Genomic DNA, 26,198 nt, shown 5'->3' with positions numbered 1-26,198 from the left:
CTTTCATCTATAATGTAACCGAAATGAAGCTCGTCCATTCATGTTAATCTTCCTGACGAATATAGCGCTTATCCTTCATAAATAATTTCCAGAAGAAATAAAATCCGGGAAACAAGATGATAAAACCTACAATATAGGTGATAAATAATGCCCTAAATGTGACAGGGTCTGTAAATCCAGACATGATTGTAATATCTGGATAAGCCATGTAAGGCAAATGGGCACGTCCATACACATAGCTTGCTAAGAAATATTGAATGGTAATCGCAATGACGGCAAGGCGTGGTCTTCCTTTCCGGTGCTTAAACCGGCTGTTTGGTAAAAATAGAGCCAGTCCTGCGAGCAGAAACATTAGGAGAGATACAAGAAGAATAGGGATGTTCTGCATCATTTTTGTGAACAGCCAATTGGCCTCGCTTCGTAATGTCAGCATGATAAAAAAGGCCATCATAAGTGAAAGTGGACCCGTAATGAGCGCTCCTCTTCTATAAATGCTGTAAGCTTCATCTTCATCAGCTACATTAGAGAAATCAGCTAAAAGCAAGGACGAAAGGAAAAGGGTGCTGAAAATGGCAAAGCCGACAAAAGAATAGACATTTGCACTTGTAAAGACCAGTCCAAGATCTAATGAGTAGGCGTTGTTCTCCTGAAAGATAAAGCCACCATGGGTGATTGGGAGAACCATGATCAGGATGGACGGAATGATAAAGCCGCTGATCCCTGAAATATACGTCACCGCTTTTCGGTATTTCTTAGGCAGTGAATGAGAAAACACGAGAAACCCGCTTCGCAGTGCAAGAAGTAATAATATGATGCTGCCGGGTATTAATAAAACGGTGCCAAGTACAAAGGTCGCACCTGGAAACAGGCTGAACAATGCGACAACGATGGCGACAATAAAGACGTTTGTCACTTCCCATGTTGGAGAAAGGTACTTATTTGCGATATTAGCGGCTTTTGTTTGTTCTCTATTCATATAAATCATCGACCAAAATCCTGCTCCGAAATCCATTGATGCCATCACTGCATAGATAAAAACGAATCCCCATAAGATGGTGATTGCAATGAGCGCATCAGTTGTAACATCCATTTGCATCAAGATCGCTCCTTTTTTAAGATTCTGTTAACCGTAGGTCTTCTTCAATCGTATTTTTTCTAAAGTAGTACGTCAGCACAATAACGGTTGCTATGCCTAAGATGAGATAGACAATGGCAAAAAGGATAAAAAGTGTTCCGATCGAGCCAGATGATGTGACAACCTCGGAGGTTTTGAGCATTCGATAAATGACCCATGGCTGGCGGCCTGTACAAGCAAAGATCCAGCCAAATTCAATAGCCAAAAGACTAAGAGGCCCGCCGAATAAGTAAAGAAAAAGAAGCCACTTCGGAAATTTGTCCCGTTTTAAAATTTTACGGTAAAGCAGGGCTAATACCGCAAATAGAATGAGCACCGATCCAATAATGACCATGCCGTTAAATAATGTGTGTATAAATAAAGGCGGCCACTCGTCACGAGGAAAATCATTTAAGCCTTTGACCACTGTATCAAAGCTATTTCCTGCCAGAAAACTGAGCGCCCAAGGAATTTCGATCGCACCTTTAATTTCCTGCGAATCAGCATCCGTAAAACCACCTATTGCAAGAGGCGCATGTGATTGCGTTTCAAATAAACCTTCAGCTCCAGCCAGCTTTTCAGGCTGATATTCATACAGAAGCTGAGCGGATTCGTGGCCATTTAAGGCTGTTAGAAAGGAGAAAAGTCCTCCTACAATGAGTCCAAGAAAAAGGGCTTTTCGATGAAATGTATAGAGCTTCTCATTTTTTCTCGTTTTGAGCATTTTAAAAGCTGCAACTGAAGCAATCACAAAAGCACCTGTTGTAAAAGCAGACAGCACAACATGTGTAGCAGTTACAGCAAAGCTTGGATTGAAAAAGGCCTTCCAAGGCTCGATATTTGTGATTTCTCCATTCACCATCTGAAAGCCAGCAGGTGTCCCTTCAAAAGCATGTACGTTTGTAATTAGAATCGCTGATGCAGCTGCACCAATGACGATAAAAATAACGGTAATGATGCGCATTGCATTTGATAGGCGATCCGCTGCGTACACATAAATAGACATAAATAATGCTTCTATAAAGAACGCATAAATTTCAATCTGGAATGGCAGTGACATGACCTTTCCGATGACCTCCATAAAACCTGGCCATAAAAGGGCAAGCTGCGTACCAGCAATTGTACCTGTTGGAATGGCGACCCCTAACAGAACAGCCTGTGCTTTTGTCCACCGCTTGGCCATGATGGCATAATGAGGGTCCTTCGTTTTTTGAAAGATGAGTTCAGCTAACAAAATCATTAGCGGGATGCCAACGCCAAGCGAGGCATAAATAATATGAAAGCCCATGGTTGTGCCGAACAGGCTTCTAGCTAAAACGAGATCAGTCAATTTTTTCTCCGCCTTTCTTATCGCTTCTCTTTTTCATGATGCTTATTATTCTCCACCATTTTTAGATTATTCTTCCTGACTAAGAAAGCTTGTTTTTTGACAAGTTGTAAAAGAGGGAGTAGAATATAAATATAAAACGTAACCATTACGTTTTATTAACGAAAGGAGTTTTGACATTGAAAAGAGATATTCATCCAACCTCACATGAAGTTGTATTTATGGACGTAAACAGCGGTTACCGCTTCTTGAGTAGATCAACAAAGACATCAAACGAGACAGTAGAGTGGGAAGATGGGAAAACGTATCCTGTCATTAAAGTAGAAACAAGCTCTGATACGCATCCTTTTTATACAGGGCGCCAAAAATTCGGAGAAAAAGGTGGAAGAGCCGAGCAGTTTAAGAAAAAATATCAAATGTAATCAAAAAAGCACGCCTGATAACGGTGTGCTTTTTTTGACAGTAAAAAACCCCGGGTGATCAGCCGGGGTTCAAAGCATTAATCATTTAAAGCGGTGTTTAAGGTCTTTAAGTTTTGTTTCATTAAGCTGACGTAGCTTTCGCCGTTTTTGGCATCATCTTCAGTAATGGATTCTAGATTTTTAAGGGTCAAGCTTTTTGCCCCAATTTCACTGCGGATTGTATCTGATACTTTGCTGCTGACGTTGTTTTCAAAAATAACGTATTGAATGTGATGCTTTTCCGCTTTTTGTACAATGTTTTCGAGCTGTTTTTGTGATGGCTCTTCAGAAGCGGATAATCCTAAAACACTGATTTGCTCAATGCCATAGCGCTTTTCCCAATAACCATAAGCTGCGTGAGAAACTAGGATTTCTTTATGTTTAGCTTTAGATAACGTTGTTTTGAATTCTTGATCTAATGATTGTAAATCTTTTTTTAGATGTTCATAGTTTTTTGTGTATTCATCTTTATGATCTGGATCTAATGAGACGAGTGTGTCTTTAATGTTTTTCGCCATTTGCTGCGCATAAACCGGGTCTAACCATGCATGAGGGTCCTTATCTCCGTGATCGTGCCCGTCATGATCATGGTCTTCAGCTTCATGGTCATGATCTTCGCCTTCTTCATGTGCATGTTCTTCATTTGTCGATAACAATTTGATGCCTTCGGCTGCTTTGACTGTTTTCACACCTTGGTCTTTTAAAGTGGCAGCAGTTTTGTCTGCGAATGCTTCAGCCCCTGTGCCGCTGTAGATAAAGGCATCACCTTCAGCCATTTCAACCATTGTTTTTGAACTTGGTTCAAAGCTGTGAGCATCTGCATTTGCAGGATACACGCTTTGAGCATGAACGTGAGAGCCGCCAATTTTTTCAGTAAAATCTTGGATTGGGAAGATCGTGGTGTAAATGATTAGTTTCCCGTCTGCCTTACCTTTTGAAGCATTAGTGCCCGCACTGCTTGAGCAAGCGGCAAGACCGATCGCGAATAAAGCAGCTGTTAAAATAAAAAAGATTTTTTTCATGTAGAAAATGTCTCCTCTCAATCTAATAGATAGAAATGATTACGATTTAATGTCCTGAGTTATTGTATCGTAATAATTACGATTTGAAAAGAGGAAAATAAAAAATTTTCGTCAGCAGATGTTTCCTCTAAAAAAATAAGCTGCAAAACGTGACGAAATTTCTTACATTGTGCTATATTTATTTTTAAAAAAAGATAAAGGAATGGACAAACGTATGAAACTTTTAGATGAAATCATCGAATATAATCAACAATTTATTGAAGAAAAGAAATACGAAGAATTTACAACAACAAAGTTTCCACAGAAAAAAGCTGTCATTCTATCGTGTATGGATACAAGACTTGTTGAACTGCTTCCGCGTGCCATGAACATGAAAAATGGTGATATTAAGATTGTCAAAAGTGCTGGGGCGCTTGTTTCTCATCCATTTGGAAGTATTATGCGAAGCATTTTAGTTGCTGTTTACGAATTAAATGCTGACGAGGTATATGTCATTGGGCATCATGATTGCGGGATGAGTAAAATAGACAGCCAGACACTTTTAAATAAAGCCGTTGAGCGCGGTATTCCAGAAAAACGTATTGAAGTACTGGAATACTCAGGAATTGATTTTAAACAGTGGCTCAAAAGCTTTAGTTCAGTCGAAGAGAGCGTGAAGGACAGTGTGTCCGTAGTGAAAAATCACCCGCTTCTTCCATCAGATGTACCTGTACACGGGCTTGTCATTGACCCTGGAACAGGGAAGCTTGACTTAGTTGTCAACGGATATGAAGAAAAGTAAGTTATTTTTCCTTTTTAGGCGGAACAGGATCGATGCCGCCAGGATGAAGCGGATGACATTTCAAAATCCGTTTTATGGTGAGCCAGCCGCCCTTGACCGCGCCATGCGTTTTGATCGCCTCTAGTCCATAGTTTGAGCATGTTGGATAAAACCGGCAGCTTGGCGGTGTAAGAGGGGAAATACATTTTTGATAAAAGCGTATTATGCCGATAAAAATTTGTTTCATAGAGGTTCCTCCTTGTCTGTCTTCCACAGTATAAGAAAAAAGAACAAGGAAGGAAAGTTTTATAAACTAAACTGGTCGGAGAAATATGTTATAATATAGGAAATTGCAATTATAGGAGTGGTGATTATGCCTTCAGTCGAAAGCTTTGAACTTGATCATAATGCTGTAAAAGCGCCATATGTTCGTCATTGCGGCGTTCATAAAGTGGGATCAGATGGGGAAGTAAATAAATTCGATATTCGTTTTTGTCAGCCCAACAAGCAGGCGATGAAACCTGATACGATTCATACATTAGAGCATTTGCTTGCGTTTAATATTAGAACACACTCAGAGAAATATGATCATTTTGATATCATTGATATTTCTCCAATGGGCTGCCAGACAGGCTACTATTTAGTTGTCAGTGGTGCACCAACTCCAAAAGAGATCGTTGAACTTCTTGATGCAACATTCAAGGATGCGGTTGAAGTAACAGAAATTCCTGCTGCAAACGAAGAGCAATGCGGACAAGCGAAGCTTCATGATCTTGAAGGAGCAAAACGTTTAATGCGTTTCTGGCTTTCTCAGGATCAAGAAGAGCTTTTAAAAGTATTTGGTTAATAGAATGATGAACCGGACATTTAGATGTCCGGTTTTTTATTTGAATTTAAACAGAGATGTCAAAATAGGGGATATTTGTTAAAATGGACATGTCAGTAAAAGAAGGGGGAAACGCAGGATGCGAAAAATGTTGGGAATGATTCTGATGCTCACGTTATTGAGTGCATGTGGAAACTCTGCAGCAAATAGCGGCAAAGGGGAAGTGCCTGAGCTATTAGAAGTAAAGCTCACAGGACCTGAGCAAGTGGAGAAAAATGAAAGCGTTATAGTAAAAGCAGCTGTCACATACGGTGATACGCCTGTTGATGATGCAGATGATGTTCAATTTGAAGTGTGGAAAGATGGCGACAAGGATAACAGCAAGATGATTCAGCCAAAGAAAGAAAACAAGGGTGTATACGAATTGCACACAGCCTTCAAAAAAGATGGCCTTTATATCATACAAGTCCATGTGACAGCTAAACAGCAGCATAATATGCCGAAAACGAACATCCACGTAGGTGAGGTGAAAAAAGAGAGTTCATCTACTGAAGAAGAAACCTCACATCATTAAAAGCGGATTTATTTTGGATTAGGACGTTGATTTGGTTCTGCATCCTGTGGTGAATCGACTTTATGCTTATATTCATAAGCCTTCGATGTCGTCCACAATGATAAAAAGACAACGATTGAGATAATGATAAAGCTGATAATCCCAAGTAACAGCATCTAACTCCCTCCTTATTTCCATATTAACATATATTTCATGCAGTCAAAATAGAAGAAATTGACGGCAGGTTTCAGTATAATAAGAAAAGGGTATTCTCATACTAAACGCAATTACATAAGGAGGAATAAATATGTCTGAACAATTATTAAACGTCGTCAATAAACAAGTAGCTGATTGGACTGTGCTTTACGTGAAATTACATAACTATCATTGGTATGTAAAGGGGAAAGATTTCTTTACACTCCATGAGAAATTTGAGGAACTATATACAGAAACAGCTACATATATTGATGATTTGGCTGAGCGTATGCTTGCTTTAAATGGACAGCCTGTTGCGACAATGAAAGAGTGCTTAGAAATTTCCAGCATTCAAGAAGCAGAGGGCAAAGAATCAGCGGAGCAAATGGTGAAAAATCTATATGATGATTTCTCCAATATCGCTGAGGAATTAAAGCAAGGAATGGAGCTGGCTGCAGAGGTTGGCGATGAAACTACAGGTGATATGCTGCTTGCGATTCATCAATCCATTGAAAAACACAACTGGATGCTTAAAGCATATTTAGGATAATACACGTATGTGAAAAGAATGTCGGTCATAAATAGACCGACATTCTTTTTTATTGGAATCGGGACAGACAGCCCATTGAAATCATAGGACTTTCAGCCGAAGAGAAAAGAGAAGGGAGGGAAGAAGATGTCTTCTATTGCAGGAATGATGAGTCAGCAAGTAGCGAGCATTCAAAAGACACTCAATATTAGTTTGTTGAATTCACAGCTTGCTACGAATACAGCACAAGCTATGGTGATGCTGGATCAAGTGCAGCAGCAGCCTCAAGCTGTTCAGCCAAAGGATTCAGATGCTTCATTTATTGATGTCAGAGTCTAAAAAGAGAAGCCGCCTCATGGGGCGGCTTTTTTTGGTTTCATTCGTCTCCCTGAGGACATAACAGCGCCTTTATTTTTTGTCGTCCAAGCTATTGCGAGAATTCGGCATATACTATTGAGGTAAGGAGTTCCACTTTGAAAGGATGTTGATGCCAAGTGAGCAAGGATTTAGGCATCTTTTCGTTGGTTACAGTGAGTTTGTCGGCGATGGGCTTTCTGTTTGGTGGAGCAGGATATTTACTGATGATTTTAGTGACGTTGATGGCTATTGAATTAATTTGTTCAAGCCTAAGAGAATCTTTGACTGGGCAGCTCACAATGAAGCGGTTTTTTACGCGGCTTGTTCGAAAGATCGTGACAGTCTCCTTAATATCGATGGCGCATTTCTTCGATGTCATGCTGAAGACAAATGGGACGATTAAGGATTTAGCGATCATCTTTTATATTATTTATGAATCTTACCAAATCGTCTCGACAGCCAGAGCCCTTGGAGTTCCCATTCCACAGTTGTTTATTGATGTATTGGACATGTTGAAAAATAAATTGCGCAAAAAGCCGTAATTTCCTCATATCTGGTCATACTAAAGGAAAAAGGATGATTCAGATGGCGAGACACACGTACTATGTATCCGTACAAGATGGATCGATATCGCAGCATAGAGATGCAGCGGCTTGGCAATTTCAAATAGAAGCAGATGATGATCAAATTTTGCAGCTGAGAGACTATTTCGATGAACAGTATATGACAGATTGGAAAGGCTTCTTTCGGGCGCATGTTCCGTTTCTTGAATATCATTATGATAGTCCAAATGATGAAATGGATAGAAAAAGAAAAGAGATTTACACAATGATTTATGAGCTCGGCAATGAAGAGACAAGGAGCTTTATTGAGACAAATGGTTTGATGAATTGAAAAAGCATGTAGAGAATCTCTACATGCTTTATTTTCGCGGTTGTAAAATGCCTCCGATCAAATCGCTGATCCCGCCGCCTCTATTTTCCTGCTGTGAATTGGTGAACTCATGAGAGGAGCTCTGGCTCTGAGGTTTGTAGCGATTATCATCTAAGCCCACCCGTAACCCAGATGTGCGCTCAGATGGCTGGATAATGACGATTTGATCTTGTTCCTGGAACTCAAATAAGTAGGATTCGCCAGATGTTTGTCCAATGAAAGTCTTCCAGTTCACATCTAGTTTGACCTTCGGTGCCTTGCCTGTCCAAGCAACAATTGCGTCAGGGTCTACACGGCAGGGGGCTTTTAAAATGAGCGGATTTCCATTCGTTTTGATGGCGACCTGCGCTCCGTGCCCTTGATAAGAGAGTTTTGATGTAAACAGTCCTTTCTGTGATAAAATACCAACGCCTACTGGTGTGACGCCGTAATGGCATTCCTCAGTAAAGGCAAGTAAATCTTCACTTTCTACACTTACATGCTGCCAAGGACCGCTTGGCTCAAGGTTAATCACTGTTACATGCTCGCTTGCATCCGCCAAGTAGCAAGTACCTTGTCCACTCACTTCCATCATCTCAAGGTTTTCACCTGTGAATTTCCTGCTGATATGGTTAAATACTTGGCTGACCATATTTCCTTTATTCGTTCCAAGTAATCGCTTGCGGTATTGGAAACTTCCTTGATCCGCAATCATGGCGCCTTTTTTGGCAAAAAAGATTCCGCTGCCTTCTGCTTGTAAGGTAAGTTCTTCTATTGTGTTGAAATGAAATCCCATAGGTGCCGGCTCCTTTCCTGCGTCAAGATGTAAATTTGTAGATGCGGCATAAATCATTTAAATCTAGAGTAGTCCCTTGCCCGGTCGCGGTGATTTTCCATTCCTCCTGATCTCTCGTGAGTTCAGCGCATATAATGGATGTACAATACGAATAATCCTCTGTTAACTGAAAGGTACAAATTTCTTGCTGCGAGATTTGATCCGTAAGTCGCACGTAGGCATTGGTGACTTGTCCAAAATGATGCTGGCGTTCGTGTGCATCATGTATCGTGGCTGTGACGACAATTTTATGAATATCAGGTGAGACTCTGCTTAATTGCATAATAATCATTTCATTGTCTCGATACCCTCCGCCAAATTGATGATCACCAAGATGACGCACAGCTCCATCTAAGCTTTGCTGCTGGTGATAATAGATCAGATGCTTAGGAGACAACAGCTTGTCCTCTTCATTTAAAAGAAACACTTGCGTATCTAAATCAATTGGCTGACCAGCAAGGTCCCAGCCAAGCCCGATATGAATTTGGTCGACCGCTGGATTGTCTTTTGTTAAATCTAACTTTTGCCCTTTCACGAGGTGTTTCTTGATCACCTCATGGGGTGCGTTTTGTTTTGACCCATTTTTTATACTCATGCTGATTTCCTCCTCGTTGTCATAGGACAAACACTGATTCATTTACGTCATATAGGGATAAAAGGTTTCATGATTAAAATTGGGTGAAGTTGGAGATGATAAAAAGGTTTTAGAAACAATACCTCATTTTAGATAAAGACGAGTTGGAACCACTCGTTTGTTTCACTTTTGATAAAAATTCTTCAGATAAATGTGATCTGTGGTATGATGTTTTACAAGAAGCAAGGACAGGATATGAGGGATTTCACATGCATGTATTTAAAGACTATTATCATAATACGGTCAAGCTCTCTTTTGAGGAGAAGCCTTTTTCAAGTCATCCTAAGCATGTTTGGGCCATCTGCCGCTACCAAGGGAAATGGCTGCTCACTGAACATGAGGATCGGGGCTATGAGTTTCCAGGAGGGAAAGTTGAGCCGGATGAAGAAGCAGACCAAGCCGCTATACGGGAGATTCAAGAAGAGACGGGTGCTGTTGTTCGTGAATTAACGTATATTGGTCAATATCAGGTGCTGGGCAGAGAAAAGGTCATTGTCAAGAATATTTATTTCGCTGATATTGAAAAGCTAGTGAAGCAAGACACGTATTTTGAAACGAAAGGACCCGTTCTTTTCGCAGACTTGCCAAGATCCATCGCAAAAAATAAGAATTTCAGTTTTATTATGAAAGATGATGTGTTAAGACGAAGTCTTGCTTATTTAGAAAAGAACGGTTTGATTCGTTAAAAAAAGCGCAGGGTGACAATCCCTGTGCTTTTTATTTTTGAAGAAAACGGCGTTCGAGCCATTCCACAAGCTGGTACATGATGGTCGCAAATACGGCAATAATGAAAAGACTTAAGAACACGAGTGTAAAGTTGAAGACTTGAAAACCGTAAATGATCATGTAGCCGAGCCCTTTTGAGGAAACAAGAAATTCCCCTACGATAACCCCAACCCAAGAAAGGCCGACATTGACTTTGATCGCAGAAATCATCGTTGGAATACTAGCTGGCAAAATGACCTCGCGAAAGACGACGCTTTTTTTCGCACCAAAGGTTTTCATCACCTTTAAATAATTCTCATCGACCTCTTGAAAGGCTGTATAAATGACGATTGTTGTAATGATCACACTAATGATTGCGCCCATGGCAACGATGCTGATCATGCCAGGCCCAAGGGCAACAATTAAAATCGGGGCGAGGGCAACTTTTGGCATGGCATTTAAAATGACTAAATAAGGATCAAGAACGTTTGCCAGGCGGGTGGACCACCATAAGGCGGCAGCGAGCAAAATGCCGCAAAAGGTACCAAGTAGAAATCCGAGCACCGTTTCAAATAATGTAATACTCATATGATTTATTAAAGACCCATCGGATATTTTTTGTACAAACAATTGGCAGACTGCTGATGGTGAACTAAATATCAGTGGATCAATAAGACGAAAATGACTGGCAAGCTCCCAAAGCGAAAAGAAGCTGGCGAAAATAATGAACTGATAGATTCGGGTCATGCGTTTTTCCATTCGGTATTTTTTGCGATAGGCTTCATGTAAAAGGTCACTGTGTTTCAACTGTTTTCAGCTCCTTCCAAATCGTTTGAAAGAGCTCTTGGAAACTCTGGGTCTGTCTCGCTTTGAAAGGAGAAAGAGTCCTCAGATCATTTGGAACGGTAAAGATTCGCTGTATCGAGCCAGGATGCTTTGAGAATAAGAAAATGCGATCACTCATCGCAATGGCTTCGCCGATGTCATGTGTCACAAGAACCGCTGTTTTTTGATAGTTTTTGAGTGTATGAAAGACGAGATCCTCTAAAGTGAGTTTGGTTTGGTAGTCTAGAGCTGAAAAGGGCTCATCTAGTAAAAGCAGACCGGGATTCACTGCAAGCGTTCGGGCGAGAGCCGCACGCTGCCTCATACCGCCTGACAGCTCCTTCGGGTATTTTTCCTCTACATCATGAAGGCCAAGCTTAGGCAGTAAGCCAAGAGCGGCGGAGGTGGCTTCATGTGAATCTTGCTTAGTAATTTTTAACCCGAGAATGATATTTTCCTTGATGGTTTTCCAAGGGAACAAATAATCTTGCTGGAGCATGTAGCCGATTTGATGCTCCTTTTGATTCGGCTCTTTTCCTTCGATTAAAATTCGGCCTTCAGATGGCGGCGTTATTCCTGCAATGATAGACAGCAGGGTGGTTTTCCCGCAGCCGCTGGGACCAATAAATGAGATAAATTCTCCTTGGTCTATCTCCATATTGATATGCTGTATGGCCGTTGTTTTTTCTTTTAAAGAGAAGTACGTGTGGGTCACATGGTCAATTTGAAGGAAAGACATGTGCTACCTCCTATTCTATTTGTGTTCTGTGACCTTCTTTGCAATGGATGAATTGACAAGTTGTTTGTACGGGATAAATTTCGGCAATTCATCGCTCTCCTTCATGATTTCCTGTAATTTGTTCCATTCCTCTTCATTCAGAAGGGGATCTGCTGCATAGGAGTCCTGCTGTTTGTAGCGTTTAATGGCAGTTGATAAAACATCAAGTTCTGTGTCAGGAAAATGAGATTGAATGGTTTTGGCAATCTCCTCAGGCTGCTTGGATTCTACCCATTTCTGCGCTTTGTAAATGGCGCGAGTGAAGGCTTCAGCTGTCTCTTTGTTTTCCTCTAAGTAACTCTTCTTTGCCATGAAGGTGGTATACGGCACCTTTCCGGAAGCCTCTCCAAAGGAGGCGGTAATGTACCCTTTGCCTTCTTTTTCAATTAAGGATGCTGTCGGTTCGAATAACTGCACAAAATCGCCAGTTCCAGAGGAGAAAGCACCTGAAATGTTGGCAAAATCAATATTTTGAATCATGCGGAGATCCTTTTTTACATCAATGCCTTCCTTTTTCAGGACATATTCACCGACCATTTGCGGCATGCCGCCTTTCCGCTGTCCAAGAAAGTCTTTTCCTTTTAATTGATCCCAAGAGAATTCGCTCACTTTCTCCCTTGAAACAAGAAATGTACCGTCTGTTTGTGTCAGTTGTGCAAAGTTGATGACAGAGTCTTTTGTGTCTTGAGCCTCTACATAGATAGAGGATTCAGATCCGGTCAGGGCGATATCTGCACCGCCGGATAAGAGAGCTGTCATCGTTTTATCGCCGCCCCAGGTCGTTTTTAATTCAACCTCTAGCCCTTCTTCTTTGAAGAAATCCTCAGATAAGGCAACATAGAGCGGAGCATAAAAAACCGAATGGGTCACCTCGGCTACTTGTACGGTCTGCTCTTGTTCTTTTTTACAGGCGACAAATGGAATAAAGAGCAGGACAACGACGATGAATGCCAGTCTGACTTTGATGGAACGATTCAAGAGTAATTCGCCTCCTTTGTTCTAGATCACTAATTAAAGTATGTCAAAAGGGATTTTTGGTGAGTGCCTAGATGAAAATAAGAAGCGCATTGTTTATTTATAGAACGTGTCTTTTTTTCTATACTAGAAGCATGAATGCTTTCTTGAATTTGGAAGAAATAAAGGGGCGGTTTCGTGTATAGAGTGAGTTGGGTATTTCTTGGATGGTATTTAGTAGGGCTCATATTAATGGTCTCTTTTGAAGTGCCAGCATGGCTTCAGTTTGCAAATGGCATTTTCCTTGTGCTGTATGCCTGCTGTGTGATAGAGATTGGGCGAAATATTTATGGGGCATGGGTTGGTGTGATCAAAAGGGCAGCCATTGTCGGTGTGCTGACATTTACGGTTGAATGGATAGGGATCACAACTGGTTTTCCTTTCGGGGCCTATGACTATTATCCGACGTTAGGTTTTCTAGTGGCAGGAGTGCCTTTAACCATTGCTTTTGCATGGGTTGGTGTGTTTTTAAACAGCCTTTTTTTATCCACTCAGCAGTCGAAATGGAAACGAGCTGTCGAAACGGGGATATGGATTGTCTTGCTTGACCTCATATTAGACCCAGTAGCGGCTGAACGGAAATTTTGGGTGTGGTATGACGGCGGTGGTTTTTATGGTATTCCTTTTGAGAATTTTGTGAGCTGGGGTATGATTGGAGCAGGACTTTCCTTTCTCTTCCCGCTTGTTCAGGTTGGTCAAAAGGCCCTTAGCTGGACGAGCCGTATTTATCAGGCAATGGTGTTCTTTTTTGGTGTGCTGGCATTAAAGGGCGGGCTCGATGTCATTTTTTATTTAGCGCTAATCATTGTTATTTTGTGTGAAGGAAGGGTTCAATTTGAAAGAAAACGACAAAAGCCGATCGTTTAGACGTATATTTTCTCTTTATCTTGAGCGGTATTTACTTCATAAACATTTCCGCTGCGTGATGATGAAAGGCGCTGTGGACCCAAACGAGAAGCTGCCTGTTCTTTATCTCGCTAATCATAGCTCCTGGTGGGATGGACTGATCATCTTTCTTTTAACAGAAAAAGCGTCCGAACTCGATCACTATATGATGATGGAGGAGAAACAGCTGAAGCAATATGCCTTTTTCCGAAAGCTTGGTGCCTTTCCGGTTCAGAAAGAGAATCTGAAAAGTGTGAAGCAAGCATTAATGATGGCAAAAGAGAACATGCAGGCTGGCAGGGCTGTATGGCTTTTTCCACAGGGGAAAATCATGCATCAGGATGTGCGGCCGCTTGAATTGGAGGGCGGGGCTTCTTTTTTAGTGAGACAATTTGAGCAAGTTGTGGTGAAGCCTGTGACCTTGCATTATACATTTAATCAATTTCAAAAGCCGACAGTATCTGCTGTGTTTGGTGAAGATACCTTTGTATCTGGCGGAGAACTTCGAAGCAAGGACGTGACGTATCTGCTTAGGGATTTCCTTGAAACGCAGTTAAACGCACATCAAGCACAGGTCATCGCTGACCCTGATTTTTCAACCAATCAAGAATTTAGACAGATGACAAGGACAAGTCAATCAACAAGTGATGCGTTTGATTCCTTTAAAAAGTGGGTGAAAACATGGCGGTCTTCTTAATCGTGATCAGTGTACTCTTGCTCTGTCAGTTTATTTTCACCATATGGAATATGAGGCAGCTTCCTGTTTTAAAGCCAGCATCCTTTTCGCCGGGTGAACGTATTTCATTATCAATTCTGATTCCAGCGAGAAATGAGGAAAAACGAATAGAAGCCTGTCTTCAGTCGATCGTTGATCAACGTCTTTACCCGAAAGAGCTCATCATCCTTGATGACCATTCGACAGATCAGACAAGAGCGATGGTGGAGCGCTTCGCAGAAAAATACCCGTGGATCCGTGTCCAGTCAGGTCAGCCATTACAGCGGGGCTGGCTTGGTAAATCATATGCCTGTTCTCAGCTCGCAGAGGCAGCAGCTTCTGACTGGCTGCTATTTTTAGATGCGGATGTCCGGTTAAAAAAAGGGGCAGTTGAATCAGTATACAAGCAGTTATGTATGCAAAAAACGGGCATGCTGTCAGGTTTTCCAGAACAAAAAACAGGTACATTTTTTGAGCATCTTGTGGTTCCTATGATGATGTTTACCATTGGCTGTCATCTGCCAGTGAAATGGGTAAGAAAATCTAAGAATCCCGCTTTTGCCGCAGCACATGGCGGTTTTATTGCGATTGAAAAGAATTGTTATCACGACATTGGCGGGCATGAAGCGATCAAGGATTCATTAGTTGATGACATGGCTTTGGCTAGAAGGGTGAAGGAAAAAGGCTTTCCGTTCACACTTGCAAGCATTCATCCATTTGTGTATATGAGAATGTATGAGAGTGGACAAGAGGTTTGGGAAGGTTACCGGAAAAATTTGTTCCCGGGCGTGAATCGAAGCATTCCTCTGTTAAGCAGTGTCTTTTGTTTATACACCCTCCTTTATTTGGTTCCTGTCATTTGTTTCATGATCGCATTGTTTCAGCTGGATGTTTTGAGCATATGCTTAGCGATTCTTTGCTATGGGCTGGGTGTATCGATTAAAGCGGCAATTTATATTGAAAACGGGCGGACCTCTGCAATGGCTTTTTTATTGCCGCTCAGTATTTTAAGCCTGATCGCCATTGGCTTTGCTTCTATGAAAATCGGTCTGAAAAAAGAAGGGTATGAATGGAAAGGAAGAAGGTACCAATGAAAAAAGTGATCATCATCGGCGGCGGACTTGGCGGATTATCAGCCGCGATCCGTCTCCAGTCACGCGGGGTTCAGGTCACCATTTTAGAAAAAGAAGCGGCTTTAGGCGGGAAATTGCAGCGCCGTCACGAGGCAGGCTACTCTTTTGATTTAGGACCGAGTACCATTACAATGAAGGCATATTTTGAAGAAGTGTTTACATCCTGTCATAGACGGATGGAGGATTATGTGACCTTTTATCCGATTTCTCCGCTTACCAAAAATATTTTTCCAGATGGACATACGGTCGAGTTTACGCCGAATATGGAGCAAATGGAATCACAAATTGCTGCATTCAGTCCTGAAGATGCGAAGCAATACCGTGCATTTTTGCAGGAATCAAAGGCGCTTTTTCAAAAGGCAGAGGAGCAGTTTTTAAATCGTCTGTTATTGAGCTGGAAGGATAAGGCGGATTTAAAGCTGATGAAAGCACTTCTCGCTGTCAAACCGTTCACATCCGTTCAGCGCCTGCTGCGTCAATATTTCCGTCACCCCCATACATTGGCGATGTTTGGACGGTATGCTACTTATATTGGCTCCTCTCCCTACGAGGCGCCGGCTATTTTTAATATGATGGCGTATTTAGAAGGGGAGAAAGGGATTTATGGAATACAGGGCGGTACATATCGTTTAGTTGAGGCATTTGAGACACTGGCAAAAGAATTAGGTGTTCAGATTCACCTCAATGAACAAGTGAACAAGATTCATGTGAAGGATCGGCAGGTCAAAGGAGTGGAAACGGATCAGCAGATGTATGAGGCAGATCAAGTCATTGCAGGAGCAGATGCGCTGACTGTATACCGTCATCTCATAGATGAAAAAGACCGTCCTCGTTATTTAAATCAAAAACTGTCTGGCATTGAACCGTCGTTGTCGGGCTTTGTTCTCTTATTAGGTGTACCTAAAGTCTATGAACAGCTGGCCCATCACAATGTGTTTTTCCCTGAGGATTATGAGCAAGAATTCAAGGATATTTTTCAGAAAAAACAGCTGCCTCAAGACCCGGCGCTATACATATGCTATTCAGGTCATTCAGAACCAGCTTTAAGCGGAGGACCGGGAAGAAGCAACCTGTTTGTACTGGCCAATGCACCTTATGTGACAAAAGAGCAAGATTGGGACATGCTAAAGGATACATATCGTCAGCATGTAAAAAACAAATTAATGGAAAAAGGTCTTTTTGATTTGGATGAGCTTATCGAATATGAAGCGGTTCAAACCCCGCTCGATCTGCAGCAGAAAACGGGGGCATATCGTGGAGCCATTTATGGTATGTCTTCAAACTCGTTCAAACAGGCGTTCTTTCGCATCAATAATCAGTCAAAGGATATTGAAGGACTTTGGTTTGTTGGGGGAACAAGTCATCCTGGCGGCGGCACGCCGATGGTGACAAAATCAGGCCAGCTTGTCGCAGAAGCGATGCTGAAGCAATGGACGTAATCAAAGATGAAAAGGAGAGAAATCGAGTGATTGTGGAAAAAAGAAGGTTTCCGTCGCCCCATCCGCATATTCACTTATATACAGTGACCTATGAGGCAGATGGACTTCGGATGAAAGGGCTGCTCGCTGAACCAGCCGGAGAAGGTTTCTACGACGGCTTTTTGTATTTACGAGGCGGCATTAAAAATGTGGGGATGGTCAGACCGGGCCGGATTGTGCAATTTGCCGCGCAGGGCTTTGTCGTCTTTGCTCCCTTTTACCGGGGAAACCAAGGAGGCGAAGGGAACGAAGATTTTGCCGGAGAAGATCGAAAAGATGCGTTCGCTGCCTTTCAACTGTTAAAACAGCACAAAAAAGTGAAGAAGGACCGCATTCATATCTTTGGTTTTTCGCGAGGCGGTATTATGGGCATCTGGACCGCTGTTGAAATGAAACAGGAGGCAGCTTCCTTTGTCACATGGGGAGGCGTCAGTGATATGAAACTGACTTATGAAGAGCGTGTGGATATGAGACGGATGATGAAGCGTGTGATTGGCGGCCCGCCGCATAAGGTGCCAGAGGCATATGAGAACAGAACCCCTTTAAATGATGTGGACAAAATTGAAGCACCTGTCCTTATCATCCACGGAGAAGAGGACCAAAATGTATCGATTGAGCATGCGTATTTGTTAGAAGATGCGCTGCGCCAGCACGGGAAATCCGTGGAGACATGGTATTTCCACGGATACAACCACTATTTCCCGCCGCAGCATAATCGAGAAATTGTGAGAAGGCTGACCACATGGATGCACAGCCGAAAAAGCGGAAATGTGGTAAAATAAGCAGTATAACGAAATATAGAAAGTAGGGGGATTTTCATTATGGGAATGCCTGTTGAATTTAATACAATGATTGTCACAAAGGGAAAAGAGACAAGAATTGAAGAAAATGTATTTGAACTCATGAAGGATGGATACCGCATTTATCCATTAAATATTCCACTTGAGGTGCGCAAAACGAAAGACGGAGAAAAAACAGGGACTGCACATGTTGAAAAGCTGGAGCTGACAGACAATGTCACGAAGGTGACGTACCGTCTTGTGTCCCTGCATTCAACAAACTAAAAAAGCTGAGGGATTTTATTCTCCTCAGCTTTTTTCATTTGGTTATACGAGTGGACCGCCTTTGGCTTCAATGTCACTTGCCGCGTGGCTGAATTTTTGGAAGTTCTTTTTAAATTCATTGGCAAGGAAGTGTGCTTTTTCTTGATAAGCCTCTTGGTCATCCCATGTTTTAGCAGGTTGAAGCACTTCATCTGGTACACCAGGTATATGAAGCGGGATGTGTAAGCCAAAGATGTCATCAGTAATCATCTCGGCATTGTCAAGGTCACCTTCGATTGCTGCCTGCACCATTGCTCTTGTATGAGCGAGATTCATTCGTTTGCCTGTACCGTAGCCTCCGCCAGTCCAGCCTGTATTCACAAGGAATACTTTTGCACCGTGCTCATCAATCTTTTTGCCAAGCATTTCAGCATAGACGTGAGCTGGAAGAGGAAGGAATGGTGAACCGAAGCAAGTAGAGAATGTCGTTTCTGGTGATGTGACACCGCGCTCAGTTCCAGCTAATTTACTTGTGTACCCGCTCAAGAAATGGTACATTGCCTGCTCTTTTGTTAAACGGCTGATTGGAGGTAAGACGCCAAACGCATCCGCTGTTAAAAAGACAATGGCAGATGGATGTCCTGCGATACTTGGTTTCACGATGTTATCAATCATTTCGATTGGGTAAGCAGCGCGTGTATTTTCAGTAAAGAAAGTATCATCGTAATCCGCTTCACGTGTTTCTTCATCAAGCACAACGTTCTCAAGAACTGATCCGAAGCTGATCGCTTTGTAGATCTGAGGTTCTTTTTCTTCACTTAAGTTCACACATTTCGCATAGCATCCGCCCTCGATATTGAAGACCCCTGTGCCAGACCAGCCGTGTTCATCGTCTCCGATCAGCTTGCGGCTTGCGCTTGCAGAAAGCGTCGTTTTCCCAGTACCTGAAAGCCCGAAGAATAAGGCTACATCGCCTTCTTGACCTACGTTTGCTGAGCAGTGCATGGATAAAATATCTTGCTCAGGAAGCAGGTAGTTCATCACAGAGAAAATGGACTTTTTCATTTCTCCTGCATATTCTGTTCCACCGATAAGAATCGTGCGTTTTTCAAAAGAAACGATGATAAACGTTTCAGAGTTTGTGCCATCTGTTGCAGGATCTGCTTTAAAGTGCGGTGCAGATAAGATGGTGAAAGGTTTTTCGTTTGAAGAAGGTGTTGACCCGTCAGGTCTGATAAATAGCTGCTTGGCAAAAAGATTGTGCCATGCGAATTCGTTTACAACTGTAATCGGCATACGATATCTTTCGTCAGCGCCTGCAAACCCTTCAAAGACGAATAGTTCATCACGTTCTTTTAGGTATGACACAACCTTTGTATATAAACGGTCAAATGCTTCTTTGGAGATCGGCTGGTTTACTTGACCCCAATCGATTTTATGTTCAGAGCTTTCTTCTTTGACGATAAATTTATCTTTAGGCGAACGTCCTGTGTAGGCTCCAGTTGTGGCGCGGACAGCTCCAGTTGATGTTAAAACGCCTTCATTACGTGCCAAAATCTTTTCAACAAGTTTCGGAACAGATAAATTTTGGTGCGTATTTTCTAATGAGAGCAATGACTGCAAATCTTCTTTTAAATCCACTGAGTTCATAAAAAAACCCTTCCTTTACCGTTGAATTTGTTTGTTTCGATTAGTATAACACATTAATAATAATAGTCTATACTATTTAAAAATTTTTGTGTGTGTTTTTTCATTTCTGCTATGAAAATATGCTTTTTGGTGATGCTAATGGTGAGGAGAAAAAAGAGGGAGATAATTCTTATGAAGCATTGACATGACGCAAGGGTTTAAGATAAGATATCTTATTGAACGGATACTCTTATCCCGAGTTGGTGGAGGGACAGGCCCGATGAAGCCCAGCAACCGGTTTCTTATTTAAAAGGCATGAAAATGCTGAGAAACCAAGGTGCTAACCTGATGCAAGGTACAAGAACACCTTGAGCGATAAGAGTGAAAGGCATGCGATCTCAGACCCTTTCCTCGCAATGAAGGAAATGGTTTTTTTATTTTTGGGATATCATATGAACAAATTGCCAATAACATCTCTAATATAAACGTTTTCAAATATAAGAGGGAACGAGTTCCGTATCATATTGGAGGCCTCATCTTGGGATGATGTGGTCTTGTACAGGAGGAAATAGCCATTATGAGTCAAAATCGTCGTTTATTTACTTCAGAATCAGTGACAGAAGGACATCCGGATAAAATCTGTGATCAAATTTCAGACAGCATTTTGGATGAAATTTTAAAGAAAGATCCAAATGCACGTGTTGCCTGTGAAACTTCTGTTACAACCGGTCTCGTATTAGTAAGCGGTGAAATTACAACGTCTACTTATGTCGATATTCCAAAGACGGTGCGTGACACAATTAAGGAAATTGGCTACACACGTGCGAAATATGGTTTTGATGCGGAAACATGTGCTGTACTTACATCAATTGATGAACAGTCTGCTGATATTGCGCAAGGCGTAGACAAAGCGCTTGAAGCACGTGAAGGAACAATGACGGAAGAAGAAATTGATGCGATTGGTGCAGGTGACCAAGGATTGATGTTTGGTTTTGCCAATAACGAAACCGAAGAGCTCATGCCGCTGCCGATTTCACTAGCGCATAAATTATCTCGCCGTTTAACAGAAGTACGTAAGGATGAAACACTTGCATACCTTCGTCCAGACGGAAAAACACAAGTCACAGTTGAATATGATGAGCAAAACAAACCAGTTCGTATTGACACAGTGGTTATTTCTACGCAGCATGCACCAGAAGTGACGCTTGAACAAATTCAAAGTGACTTAAAAGAGCATGTCATCAGTCCTGTCGTTCCAAGTGAACTGATTGATGAACAGACAAAGTACTTCATTAACCCAACTGGCCGTTTCGTGATCGGTGGACCTCAAGGGGATGCTGGTTTAACTGGACGTAAAATCATCGTTGATACGTATGGCGGATACGCTCGTCATGGAGGCGGTGCTTTCTCAGGTAAGGATGCAACGAAGGTTGACCGTTCTGCGGCATACGCTGCTCGTTACGTAGCGAAAAACATCGTAGCTGCCGGCCTTGCAGATTCTTGTGAAGTACAGCTTGCTTATGCAATTGGGGTTGCACAGCCTGTATCGATTTCAATTGATACATTCGGGACAGGAAAAGCTTCAGAAGAAAAATTAATTGAAGTGGTTCGTGCAAACTTTGATCTTCGTCCAGCTGGCATTATTAAAATGCTAGACCTGCGCCGTCCGATCTACAAACAAACAGCTGCATACGGACATTTTGGCCGTCACGACTTAGATCTTCCGTGGGAAAAAACGGATAAAGCCGATACACTTCGCAAAGAAGCATTGGGACAATAACAACATAAAAAACCGCTTATTTTAAGCGGTTTTCCTTTTGATTAAAAAAAAATCTTCAAAAAGCGAAAAAATGTGAAACAAAATCGGACAAAATACTGTCTAATTATAGGTCTACTTTTAAGAAATAACATAACGTGGAGGCAATAATATGTGTGGGTTTGTTGGTGTATTTAATCACCGTCCATTGTCCGAAACTACTGAACAGGAAGAGCTAATTAAACAAATGAATCGTCTCATCGTTCATCGTGGTCCGGATGATGAGGGTTACTTTCATGATGAGCATGTAGGATTTGGATTTAGACGTTTAAGTATTATAGATGTTGAGCACGGAAAGCAGCCGCTTTCTTATGAAGATGAAAAGTATTGGATTATTTTCAACGGAGAAATTTATAACTATGTGGAGCTGAAGGAAGAGCTTGTGAAAAAAGGCTATACGTTCAGCACAGATTCTGATACGGAAGTACTTCTTGCTACATACCGTCATTATAAAGAAGAAGCGGCTTCTAAGCTTCGCGGCATGTTTGCATTTTTAATTTGGGATAAAGAAGCGCAATTATTATATGGCGCAAGAGATCCTTTCGGCATCAAACCGCTTTATTTTACACAAATGGATGAGCAAGTGTACTTTGCATCTGAACGCAAAAGCTTGATGGCAGTGAACGAGAACATTTTATTTGATGAGACTGCTTTGCAGCAATACATGTCATTCCAGTTCGTACCTGAGCCAAATACACTTGATCAAAAGGTGCACAAAGTAGAGCCTGGTCATCAGTTTACTTTACGCCCAGGACAGGAGATTGAATTTAAGACTTACTGGAAAGTTCAATTCAAGCCTGAGCAAACTCAAGAACAAAAGCTGATTGAAGAAGTCCGCGATGCAATCTATGATTCTGTGAAAGTTCATATGAGAAGTGATGTTCCTGTTGGTTCATTCCTATCAGGTGGTATCGATTCTTCTTTCATCGTATCTGTTGCAAAAGAATTTCATCCTGAGCTGAAGACGTTTTCTGTTGGTTTCCAGCAGGATGGCTTTAGTGAAGTTGATGTAGCGAAGGAAACGGCTGATAAGCTGGGCTTACAAAACTTCAGTGCGGTAATTTCTCCTGAGGAATATATGAACGAGCTTCCGAAAATTGTTTGGCATTTAGATGATCCTTTAGCTGATCCGGCGGCGATTCCATTGTATTTCGTGGCAAAGGAAGCGAAGAAACAAGTGACGGTCGTTCTTTCTGGTGAGGGAGCAGACGAGCTGTTCGGTGGATATAATATTTACCGTGAGCCGCTTTCTCTTAAACCATTTGAATCTGTTCCATCTATGCTGAAAAAGCTTCTTCTTCGTCTGGCGCGCTTAATGCCAGAAGGAATGAAAGGAAAAAGCTTTATCGTCCGCGGCTGTACACCATTAGAGGAACGTTATATCGGTAATGCGAAAATCTTTGAAGAGCCAGTAAAGAAAAACCTCTTAAAGCAGTATGATCCGAACATTACGTATCGTGATGTGACGAAGACATACTTCGAGGAAAGTGCAGGCTACAGTGATATTAACAAAATGCAATATGTTGATATTCATACGTGGATGCGCGGGGACATCTTACTGAAAGCAGATAAGATGACAATGGCGAATTCTCTTGAGCTTCGCGTTCCTTTCCTTGATAAGGTCGTATTTGAAGCGGCTTCTAAAATTCCAGAAGAGCTGAAAACAAAAGATGGCACAACGAAATATTTATTGCGTAAAGCAGCAGAAGGCATTGTGCCTGACCATGTGTTAAACCGCAAGAAGCTGGGCTTCCCTGTTCCAATTCGTCATTGGCTGAAAAATGAGATGAACGCTTGGGCGAAAGACATCATTAAAAACAGTCAAACTGACGAATATATTAACAAAGCGTATGTGCTTGATTTATTAAATGAACATTGTGCTGGTAAAGCAGATCATAGCCGTAAGATTTGGACCGTCCTGATTTTTATGATTTGGCACAGCATTTATGTGGAGCGCAGTATTGATCCAGAGCAATTGAATCATCAACCGAAAGAAGTCATCTTCAGTTAATGAAAAAAGGTTTTCAGCTTTGTGCTGAAAACCTTTTTTGTCATGATAGAAAGTGGCGGAAAAGGGTAAAATAACAAGCGGTTCATAGTTATTGCTTAATATCCTGAAAAAAACATGATAAAGTGAAGATACACGTATGATGTTAACGAGATAAAAGGGAACGATAGTATTGTCCTTTTTCTACATATTCTCTGCGGATTCGGTCCATGTCTTGGATATCTTCATCTGTTAACAGCCGAACGACTTTGGCTGGACGGCCAAAAGCGAGTGATCCTTTTGGGATGACCTTTCCTTGAGGGACAAGACTTCCTGCACCGATAAAGGCGCCTTCGCCAATCTCCGCACCATCGAGAATGATAGACCCCATGCCAATGAGGGCATTTTTTCGAATGATTGAGCTATGTAATGTGACTTGGTGTCCAATGGTAGCACCATCTTCAATAAGAAGTGTTTTTCCAGGACTTTGATGCAGGCACGATAAATCTTGAATGTTGACGTTCTTTCCAATTCTCACAGGTGCAACATCGCCTCTGATGACGGTTTGGAACCACACGCTCGAATATTCTCCAATTGTGACATCACCGGTAATGGTGGCGTTATCTGCGACAAAGACCGATTCATGAATCTCAGGTGTAAACTGATGATATGGATAAATCACTTTTTCGACTTCCTTTCTTAATACAACATTTGTGAGGTGTTTACTTTGTGGACTTGGCATGCTGAAAGACCAGTTGGTACAATTGTCATTGTACATGGTGCGAGTGAATATCACGGCCGATATAAATGGCTGATTGAAATGTGGCGGAATGCAGGCTATCACGTCGTTATGGGTGATTTGCCTGGGCAAGGCACATCGACACGTGCGCGAGGCCACATTCGTTCGTTTCAAGAATACATTGATACAGTCGATGAATGGATCGAGCATGCGAAATCATTCAGGCTTCCTACTTTTTTACTTGGACACAGTATGGGTGGACTCATTTCAATTGAGTGGATGAAGCAGTATACCCATACGAAGTTGAATGGCCTTATTTTATCATCACCTTGTTTAGGTCTGCAATTTAAACCGAAGAAGCTGATGGATTTTGCGTCAAAAGGTCTAAATGTGCTGGCACCGTCTTTTAAAGTGGAGTCAGGGCTGTCGATTGAACTAGCCACACGAAATCAGGCGGTCATTGAGGCAGACTCAAATGATTCTCTTTACGTAACAAAGGTGTCGGTTCGCTGGTATCGAGAGCTGATCAAAAATATCGATGCGGCGATGCAGCCGACGAATGTCTTTAAATCGATCCCGCTCCTTTTAATGCAGGCGGGCGATGATAAGATCGTGGATAAAACGAGGGTGATTAAATGGTTCAATGGCATAGAATCAACCAATAAATCATACCGTGAATGGGAAGAGCTGTATCACGAAATTTTTAATGAACCAGAAAGAGAAGATGTGTTTAAGGCGGCAAGAGCCTTTACAGATCAATATATTTGATTGTGAGCTTTAAGTTGGGGGTGGAGTGATTTGTCAGTACCAGAGCGTCCTTTTGCACTGATGACAAAGGTGTATAAAGATATTTTTCCGCTTGTTCATCAGGAGCTGAAAAAGTGGCGGGCTCATGCCGAAATGATTGAAAATGAAGAACTGAGAACGCAGGCACTAGCGAGCATATCGAGTAAAACGTTTCACTGTGAAGGCGGAGGTATTTTATCTCTTCTGGCAGGTGAAGAGAAAGAAACGTGCATTGAATTCATTGTGGCGTATCAAACCATCAGTGATTACTTAGATAACCTTTGTGACCGCAGCACGTCGCTTGATCCAAAGGATTTCCATATGCTGCATCAAGCGATGAGAGATGCGCTTGATATTCATGCTGAGCTCAAGCCATACTATCAATTCCGTGATGATCAAGAGGATCATGGATATTTACATGCGCTTGTCCGCACATGTCAAGATGTGCTTACGCGTGTTCGACATTATCCGATCATTCAGCCATATTTACACACGCTGTGTGATTACTATAGTGACCTGCAAGTACATAAGCACGTTGTTCCCCATGAGCGTGTACCACGGCTAGAGTCATGGTTCCGCCAGTATGAAAAAGATTTGCCGAAGATGGAATGGTATGAGTTTTCAGCTTGTGCGGGATCAACGTTAGGGATATTCTGTCTTGTGGCGTATGCGCTGCAGCCTGATTTTACAGAAAAGCAGGCGAAGCAAATTTACGAAAGCTATTTCCCTTATATTCAAGGTCTGCACATTTTACTCGATTATTTAATAGACCAAGAAGAGGACAGGCTTGGGGGAGATCTGAACTTTTGCTCATACTATGATTCTCATCATGAGATGATGGATAGACTTCAGCATTTTATTGAAAAAGCGGATGAGCAGCTGAAAGGCATTCCGCATGAAAACTTTCACAAATTGATTAACAGAGGATTACTGGCGGTCTATTTGTCCGATGAAAAAGTGACAGCCCAAAAAGAGATGAACAAGCTGGCAAAAAGACTGATCAAATCAAGCGGGAAAACATCGTTCTTTTTCTATATTAACGGAAGAGCCTATCGGACCTATCAGAAAATGCCTTGGATGAAATCATCATAAAAAAGCTCAAATCCATTAGGATTTGAGCTTCAGCGTGTAGACAAACCC

At 41.9% G+C, this 26,198-nt stretch carries 31 protein-coding genes and 1 riboswitch; of the genes, 19 read left to right on the top strand and 12 right to left on the bottom strand.

Annotation, left to right across the window (positions count from 1 at the left end; genetic code table 11):
• Positions 1 to 43: 43 nt before the first annotated feature.
• Both NSQ25_RS13920 and NSQ25_RS13915 read right to left on the bottom strand, forming a co-directional pair.
• Positions 44 to 1,090, bottom strand: coding sequence for a cytochrome d ubiquinol oxidase subunit II (locus NSQ25_RS13920; RefSeq protein WP_170825870.1), 1,047 nt, complete (start codon positions 1,088 to 1,090; stop codon positions 44 to 46).
• A gap of 22 nt (positions 1,091 to 1,112) precedes the next feature.
• Positions 1,113 to 2,444, bottom strand: coding sequence for a cytochrome ubiquinol oxidase subunit I (locus NSQ25_RS13915; protein WP_041116879.1), 1,332 nt, complete (start codon positions 2,442 to 2,444; stop codon positions 1,113 to 1,115).
• 176 nt (positions 2,445 to 2,620) lie between these two features.
• Here NSQ25_RS13915 and NSQ25_RS13910 point away from each other — a divergent pair, with 176 nt between their 5' ends.
• Positions 2,621 to 2,863 carry a type B 50S ribosomal protein L31 gene (locus NSQ25_RS13910; RefSeq protein ID WP_024424931.1) on the top strand — a complete coding sequence of 81 codons (243 nt, stop codon included), beginning with the start codon at positions 2,621 to 2,623 and terminating at the stop codon, positions 2,861 to 2,863.
• Positions 2,864 to 2,940: 77 nt separating this feature from the next.
• On the opposite strand, the gene NSQ25_RS13905 is transcribed toward NSQ25_RS13910, so the two are convergent.
• On the bottom strand, positions 2,941 to 3,924 hold the full coding sequence (locus tag NSQ25_RS13905) for a zinc ABC transporter substrate-binding protein (protein ID WP_081124706.1): 984 nt from the start codon (positions 3,922 to 3,924) through the stop codon (positions 2,941 to 2,943).
• 214 nt (positions 3,925 to 4,138) lie between these two features.
• Here NSQ25_RS13905 and NSQ25_RS13900 point away from each other — a divergent pair, with 214 nt between their 5' ends.
• The gene (locus tag NSQ25_RS13900; protein WP_024424929.1) at positions 4,139 to 4,705 is read left to right on the top strand and encodes a carbonic anhydrase; all 567 of its coding nucleotides are present in this window, start codon (positions 4,139 to 4,141) and stop codon (positions 4,703 to 4,705) included.
• Between the two features lies 1 nt (position 4,706).
• On the opposite strand, the gene yidD is transcribed toward NSQ25_RS13900, so the two are convergent.
• Positions 4,707 to 4,931: a membrane protein insertion efficiency factor YidD gene (yidD, locus tag NSQ25_RS13895; protein ID WP_024425785.1), complete on the bottom strand. Its 225-nt coding sequence runs from the start codon at positions 4,929 to 4,931 to the stop codon at positions 4,707 to 4,709.
• Between the two features lie 126 nt (positions 4,932 to 5,057).
• Here yidD and NSQ25_RS13890 point away from each other — a divergent pair, with 126 nt between their 5' ends.
• Both NSQ25_RS13890 and NSQ25_RS13885 read left to right on the top strand, forming a co-directional pair.
• Positions 5,058 to 5,531, top strand: coding sequence for an S-ribosylhomocysteine lyase (locus NSQ25_RS13890; protein ID WP_003217624.1), 474 nt, complete (start codon positions 5,058 to 5,060; stop codon positions 5,529 to 5,531).
• Positions 5,532 to 5,649: 118 nt separating this feature from the next.
• Positions 5,650 to 6,084, top strand: coding sequence for a FixH family protein (locus NSQ25_RS13885; protein ID WP_326136130.1), 435 nt, complete (start codon positions 5,650 to 5,652; stop codon positions 6,082 to 6,084).
• Between the two features lie 8 nt (positions 6,085 to 6,092).
• Here NSQ25_RS13885 and ytzI read toward each other — a convergent pair whose 3' ends face one another.
• Positions 6,093 to 6,239, bottom strand: coding sequence for a YtzI protein (gene ytzI, locus NSQ25_RS13880; RefSeq protein ID WP_003217544.1), 147 nt, complete (start codon positions 6,237 to 6,239; stop codon positions 6,093 to 6,095).
• Between the two features lie 131 nt (positions 6,240 to 6,370).
• Between ytzI and NSQ25_RS13875 the strand changes: the two genes are divergently transcribed.
• The 4 genes from NSQ25_RS13875 (at position 6,371) to NSQ25_RS13860 (ending at position 8,038) form a co-directional block, all read left to right on the top strand.
• Positions 6,371 to 6,808 carry a Dps family protein gene (locus NSQ25_RS13875; RefSeq protein WP_024424926.1) on the top strand — a complete coding sequence of 146 codons (438 nt, stop codon included), beginning with the start codon at positions 6,371 to 6,373 and terminating at the stop codon, positions 6,806 to 6,808.
• 126 nt (positions 6,809 to 6,934) lie between these two features.
• A complete protein-coding gene (locus NSQ25_RS13870) occupies positions 6,935 to 7,126 on the top strand; it encodes a hypothetical protein (protein ID WP_024424925.1) in 192 nt (63 codons plus the stop codon).
• A 155-nt stretch (positions 7,127 to 7,281) separates the two neighbouring features.
• Complete coding sequence (locus NSQ25_RS13865; RefSeq protein WP_034279395.1) at positions 7,282 to 7,686, top strand: phage holin family protein; 405 nt, start codon at positions 7,282 to 7,284, stop codon at positions 7,684 to 7,686.
• Between the two features lie 43 nt (positions 7,687 to 7,729).
• Positions 7,730 to 8,038, top strand: a complete 309-nt coding sequence (locus tag NSQ25_RS13860) for a hypothetical protein (RefSeq protein WP_024425787.1) — start codon at positions 7,730 to 7,732, stop codon at positions 8,036 to 8,038.
• 28 nt (positions 8,039 to 8,066) lie between these two features.
• Here NSQ25_RS13860 and NSQ25_RS13855 read toward each other — a convergent pair whose 3' ends face one another.
• Both NSQ25_RS13855 and NSQ25_RS13850 read right to left on the bottom strand, forming a co-directional pair.
• Positions 8,067 to 8,852: an AIM24 family protein gene (locus tag NSQ25_RS13855; protein ID WP_024424922.1), complete on the bottom strand. Its 786-nt coding sequence runs from the start codon at positions 8,850 to 8,852 to the stop codon at positions 8,067 to 8,069.
• A 22-nt stretch (positions 8,853 to 8,874) separates the two neighbouring features.
• Positions 8,875 to 9,486: a TerD family protein gene (locus tag NSQ25_RS13850; protein ID WP_268414269.1), complete on the bottom strand. Its 612-nt coding sequence runs from the start codon at positions 9,484 to 9,486 to the stop codon at positions 8,875 to 8,877.
• Between the two features lie 248 nt (positions 9,487 to 9,734).
• On the opposite strand from NSQ25_RS13850, the gene ytkD reads away from it, so the two are divergent.
• Complete coding sequence (gene ytkD / locus NSQ25_RS13845; RefSeq protein ID WP_034279403.1) at positions 9,735 to 10,211, top strand: RNA deprotection pyrophosphohydrolase; 477 nt, start codon at positions 9,735 to 9,737, stop codon at positions 10,209 to 10,211.
• 31 nt (positions 10,212 to 10,242) lie between these two features.
• Here ytkD and NSQ25_RS13840 read toward each other — a convergent pair whose 3' ends face one another.
• From NSQ25_RS13840 to NSQ25_RS13830, 3 genes are read right to left on the bottom strand one after another with little or no spacing between them, the layout of a single operon-like run.
• Entirely contained in the window at positions 10,243 to 11,037 is a 795-nt protein-coding gene (locus NSQ25_RS13840; protein WP_214755466.1) for an ABC transporter permease, read from the bottom strand.
• The gene (locus NSQ25_RS13835; protein ID WP_326136131.1) at positions 11,024 to 11,794 is read right to left on the bottom strand and encodes an ABC transporter ATP-binding protein; all 771 of its coding nucleotides are present in this window, start codon (positions 11,792 to 11,794) and stop codon (positions 11,024 to 11,026) included. The genes NSQ25_RS13840 and NSQ25_RS13835 overlap by 14 nt, the downstream gene beginning before the upstream one ends.
• A gap of 15 nt (positions 11,795 to 11,809) precedes the next feature.
• Entirely contained in the window at positions 11,810 to 12,811 is a 1,002-nt protein-coding gene (locus NSQ25_RS13830) for an ABC transporter substrate-binding protein (protein WP_070326296.1), read from the bottom strand.
• 174 nt (positions 12,812 to 12,985) lie between these two features.
• On the opposite strand from NSQ25_RS13830, the gene NSQ25_RS13825 reads away from it, so the two are divergent.
• The 6 genes from NSQ25_RS13825 to NSQ25_RS13800 are packed head-to-tail and all read left to right on the top strand — an operon-like array spanning position 12,986 to position 18,122.
• Entirely contained in the window at positions 12,986 to 13,714 is a 729-nt protein-coding gene (locus tag NSQ25_RS13825) for a carotenoid biosynthesis protein (RefSeq protein WP_046312165.1), read from the top strand.
• A complete protein-coding gene (locus NSQ25_RS13820; RefSeq protein WP_326136132.1) occupies positions 13,683 to 14,429 on the top strand; it encodes a lysophospholipid acyltransferase family protein in 747 nt (248 codons plus the stop codon). Before NSQ25_RS13825 ends, NSQ25_RS13820 begins: the two co-directional genes overlap by 32 nt.
• Positions 14,414 to 15,541 carry a glycosyltransferase gene (locus NSQ25_RS13815; RefSeq protein WP_326136133.1) on the top strand — a complete coding sequence of 376 codons (1,128 nt, stop codon included), beginning with the start codon at positions 14,414 to 14,416 and terminating at the stop codon, positions 15,539 to 15,541. The genes NSQ25_RS13820 and NSQ25_RS13815 overlap by 16 nt, the downstream gene beginning before the upstream one ends.
• A complete protein-coding gene (gene crtI / locus NSQ25_RS13810) occupies positions 15,538 to 17,019 on the top strand; it encodes a phytoene desaturase family protein (RefSeq protein ID WP_326136134.1) in 1,482 nt (493 codons plus the stop codon). The genes NSQ25_RS13815 and crtI overlap by 4 nt, the downstream gene beginning before the upstream one ends.
• 26 nt (positions 17,020 to 17,045) lie before the next feature.
• Positions 17,046 to 17,840 carry a prolyl oligopeptidase family serine peptidase gene (locus NSQ25_RS13805; RefSeq protein WP_041107366.1) on the top strand — a complete coding sequence of 265 codons (795 nt, stop codon included), beginning with the start codon at positions 17,046 to 17,048 and terminating at the stop codon, positions 17,838 to 17,840.
• Positions 17,841 to 17,879: 39 nt separating this feature from the next.
• A complete protein-coding gene (locus NSQ25_RS13800) occupies positions 17,880 to 18,122 on the top strand; it encodes a DUF2584 domain-containing protein (RefSeq protein WP_025092385.1) in 243 nt (80 codons plus the stop codon).
• 42 nt (positions 18,123 to 18,164) lie between these two features.
• Here NSQ25_RS13800 and pckA read toward each other — a convergent pair whose 3' ends face one another.
• Positions 18,165 to 19,751 carry a phosphoenolpyruvate carboxykinase (ATP) gene (gene pckA / locus NSQ25_RS13795; RefSeq protein WP_024424910.1) on the bottom strand — a complete coding sequence of 529 codons (1,587 nt, stop codon included), beginning with the start codon at positions 19,749 to 19,751 and terminating at the stop codon, positions 18,165 to 18,167.
• A gap of 226 nt (positions 19,752 to 19,977) precedes the next feature.
• Positions 19,978 to 20,112: riboswitch (SAM riboswitch) on the top strand.
• A gap of 195 nt (positions 20,113 to 20,307) precedes the next feature.
• Here pckA and metK point away from each other — a divergent pair.
• Together metK and asnB are read left to right on the top strand one after the other, a co-directional pair.
• A complete protein-coding gene (gene metK / locus NSQ25_RS13790) occupies positions 20,308 to 21,510 on the top strand; it encodes a methionine adenosyltransferase (RefSeq protein WP_034279424.1) in 1,203 nt (400 codons plus the stop codon).
• A 148-nt stretch (positions 21,511 to 21,658) separates the two neighbouring features.
• Positions 21,659 to 23,557, top strand: a complete 1,899-nt coding sequence (gene asnB, locus NSQ25_RS13785; RefSeq protein ID WP_046312154.1) for an asparagine synthase (glutamine-hydrolyzing) — start codon at positions 21,659 to 21,661, stop codon at positions 23,555 to 23,557.
• A 142-nt stretch (positions 23,558 to 23,699) separates the two neighbouring features.
• On the opposite strand, the gene NSQ25_RS13780 is transcribed toward asnB, so the two are convergent.
• Positions 23,700 to 24,215: a gamma carbonic anhydrase family protein gene (locus NSQ25_RS13780; protein WP_024426216.1), complete on the bottom strand. Its 516-nt coding sequence runs from the start codon at positions 24,213 to 24,215 to the stop codon at positions 23,700 to 23,702.
• Between the two features lie 45 nt (positions 24,216 to 24,260).
• Here NSQ25_RS13780 and NSQ25_RS13775 point away from each other — a divergent pair, with 45 nt between their 5' ends.
• Positions 24,261 to 25,040, top strand: a complete 780-nt coding sequence (locus tag NSQ25_RS13775) for an alpha/beta hydrolase (RefSeq protein WP_024424906.1) — start codon at positions 24,261 to 24,263, stop codon at positions 25,038 to 25,040.
• A 30-nt stretch (positions 25,041 to 25,070) separates the two neighbouring features.
• Positions 25,071 to 26,150 (top strand): tetraprenyl-beta-curcumene synthase family protein, encoded by a 1,080-nt coding sequence (locus NSQ25_RS13770; protein WP_024424905.1) that lies wholly within the window; start codon positions 25,071 to 25,073, stop codon positions 26,148 to 26,150.
• Positions 26,151 to 26,198 lie beyond the last annotated feature (48 nt).

Origin of the sequence: Bacillus sp. FSL R5-0512 (genome assembly GCF_038593295.1) — a bacterium.
Taxonomy (GTDB): Bacteria; Bacillota; Bacilli; order Bacillales; family Bacillaceae; genus Bacillus; species Bacillus safensis.
Note: the sequence above shows the minus strand (reverse complement) of the source record. Positions and strands in the feature narration are given on the sequence as shown.

Coding starts and splice junctions, on each gene's coding strand:
- NSQ25_RS13920 (WP_170825870.1), bottom strand. CDS start 1,090: ATGGATGTTACAACTGATGCGCTCATTGCAATCACCATCTTATGGGGA.
- asnB (WP_046312154.1), top strand. CDS start 21,659: ATGTGTGGGTTTGTTGGTGTATTTAATCACCGTCCATTGTCCGAAACT.
- NSQ25_RS13905 (WP_081124706.1), bottom strand. CDS start 3,924: ATGAAAAAAATCTTTTTTATTTTAACAGCTGCTTTATTCGCGATCGGT.
- NSQ25_RS13850 (WP_268414269.1), bottom strand. CDS start 9,486: ATGAGTATAAAAAATGGGTCAAAACAAAACGCACCCCATGAGGTGATC.
- metK (WP_034279424.1), top strand. CDS start 20,308: ATGAGTCAAAATCGTCGTTTATTTACTTCAGAATCAGTGACAGAAGGA.
- NSQ25_RS13860 (WP_024425787.1), top strand. CDS start 7,730: ATGGCGAGACACACGTACTATGTATCCGTACAAGATGGATCGATATCG.
- NSQ25_RS13875 (WP_024424926.1), top strand. CDS start 6,371: ATGTCTGAACAATTATTAAACGTCGTCAATAAACAAGTAGCTGATTGG.
- crtI (WP_326136134.1), top strand. CDS start 15,538: ATGAAAAAAGTGATCATCATCGGCGGCGGACTTGGCGGATTATCAGCC.
- yidD (WP_024425785.1), bottom strand. CDS start 4,931: ATGAAACAAATTTTTATCGGCATAATACGCTTTTATCAAAAATGTATT.
- NSQ25_RS13835 (WP_326136131.1), bottom strand. CDS start 11,794: ATGTCTTTCCTTCAAATTGACCATGTGACCCACACGTACTTCTCTTTA.
- NSQ25_RS13900 (WP_024424929.1), top strand. CDS start 4,139: ATGAAACTTTTAGATGAAATCATCGAATATAATCAACAATTTATTGAA.
- pckA (WP_024424910.1), bottom strand. CDS start 19,751: ATGAACTCAGTGGATTTAAAAGAAGATTTGCAGTCATTGCTCTCATTA.
- ytkD (WP_034279403.1), top strand. CDS start 9,735: ATGCATGTATTTAAAGACTATTATCATAATACGGTCAAGCTCTCTTTT.
- ytzI (WP_003217544.1), bottom strand. CDS start 6,239: ATGCTGTTACTTGGGATTATCAGCTTTATCATTATCTCAATCGTTGTC.
- NSQ25_RS13800 (WP_025092385.1), top strand. CDS start 17,880: ATGGGAATGCCTGTTGAATTTAATACAATGATTGTCACAAAGGGAAAA.
- NSQ25_RS13815 (WP_326136133.1), top strand. CDS start 14,414: ATGGCGGTCTTCTTAATCGTGATCAGTGTACTCTTGCTCTGTCAGTTT.
- NSQ25_RS13855 (WP_024424922.1), bottom strand. CDS start 8,852: ATGGGATTTCATTTCAACACAATAGAAGAACTTACCTTACAAGCAGAA.
- NSQ25_RS13890 (WP_003217624.1), top strand. CDS start 5,058: ATGCCTTCAGTCGAAAGCTTTGAACTTGATCATAATGCTGTAAAAGCG.
- NSQ25_RS13885 (WP_326136130.1), top strand. CDS start 5,650: ATGCGAAAAATGTTGGGAATGATTCTGATGCTCACGTTATTGAGTGCA.
- NSQ25_RS13870 (WP_024424925.1), top strand. CDS start 6,935: ATGTCTTCTATTGCAGGAATGATGAGTCAGCAAGTAGCGAGCATTCAA.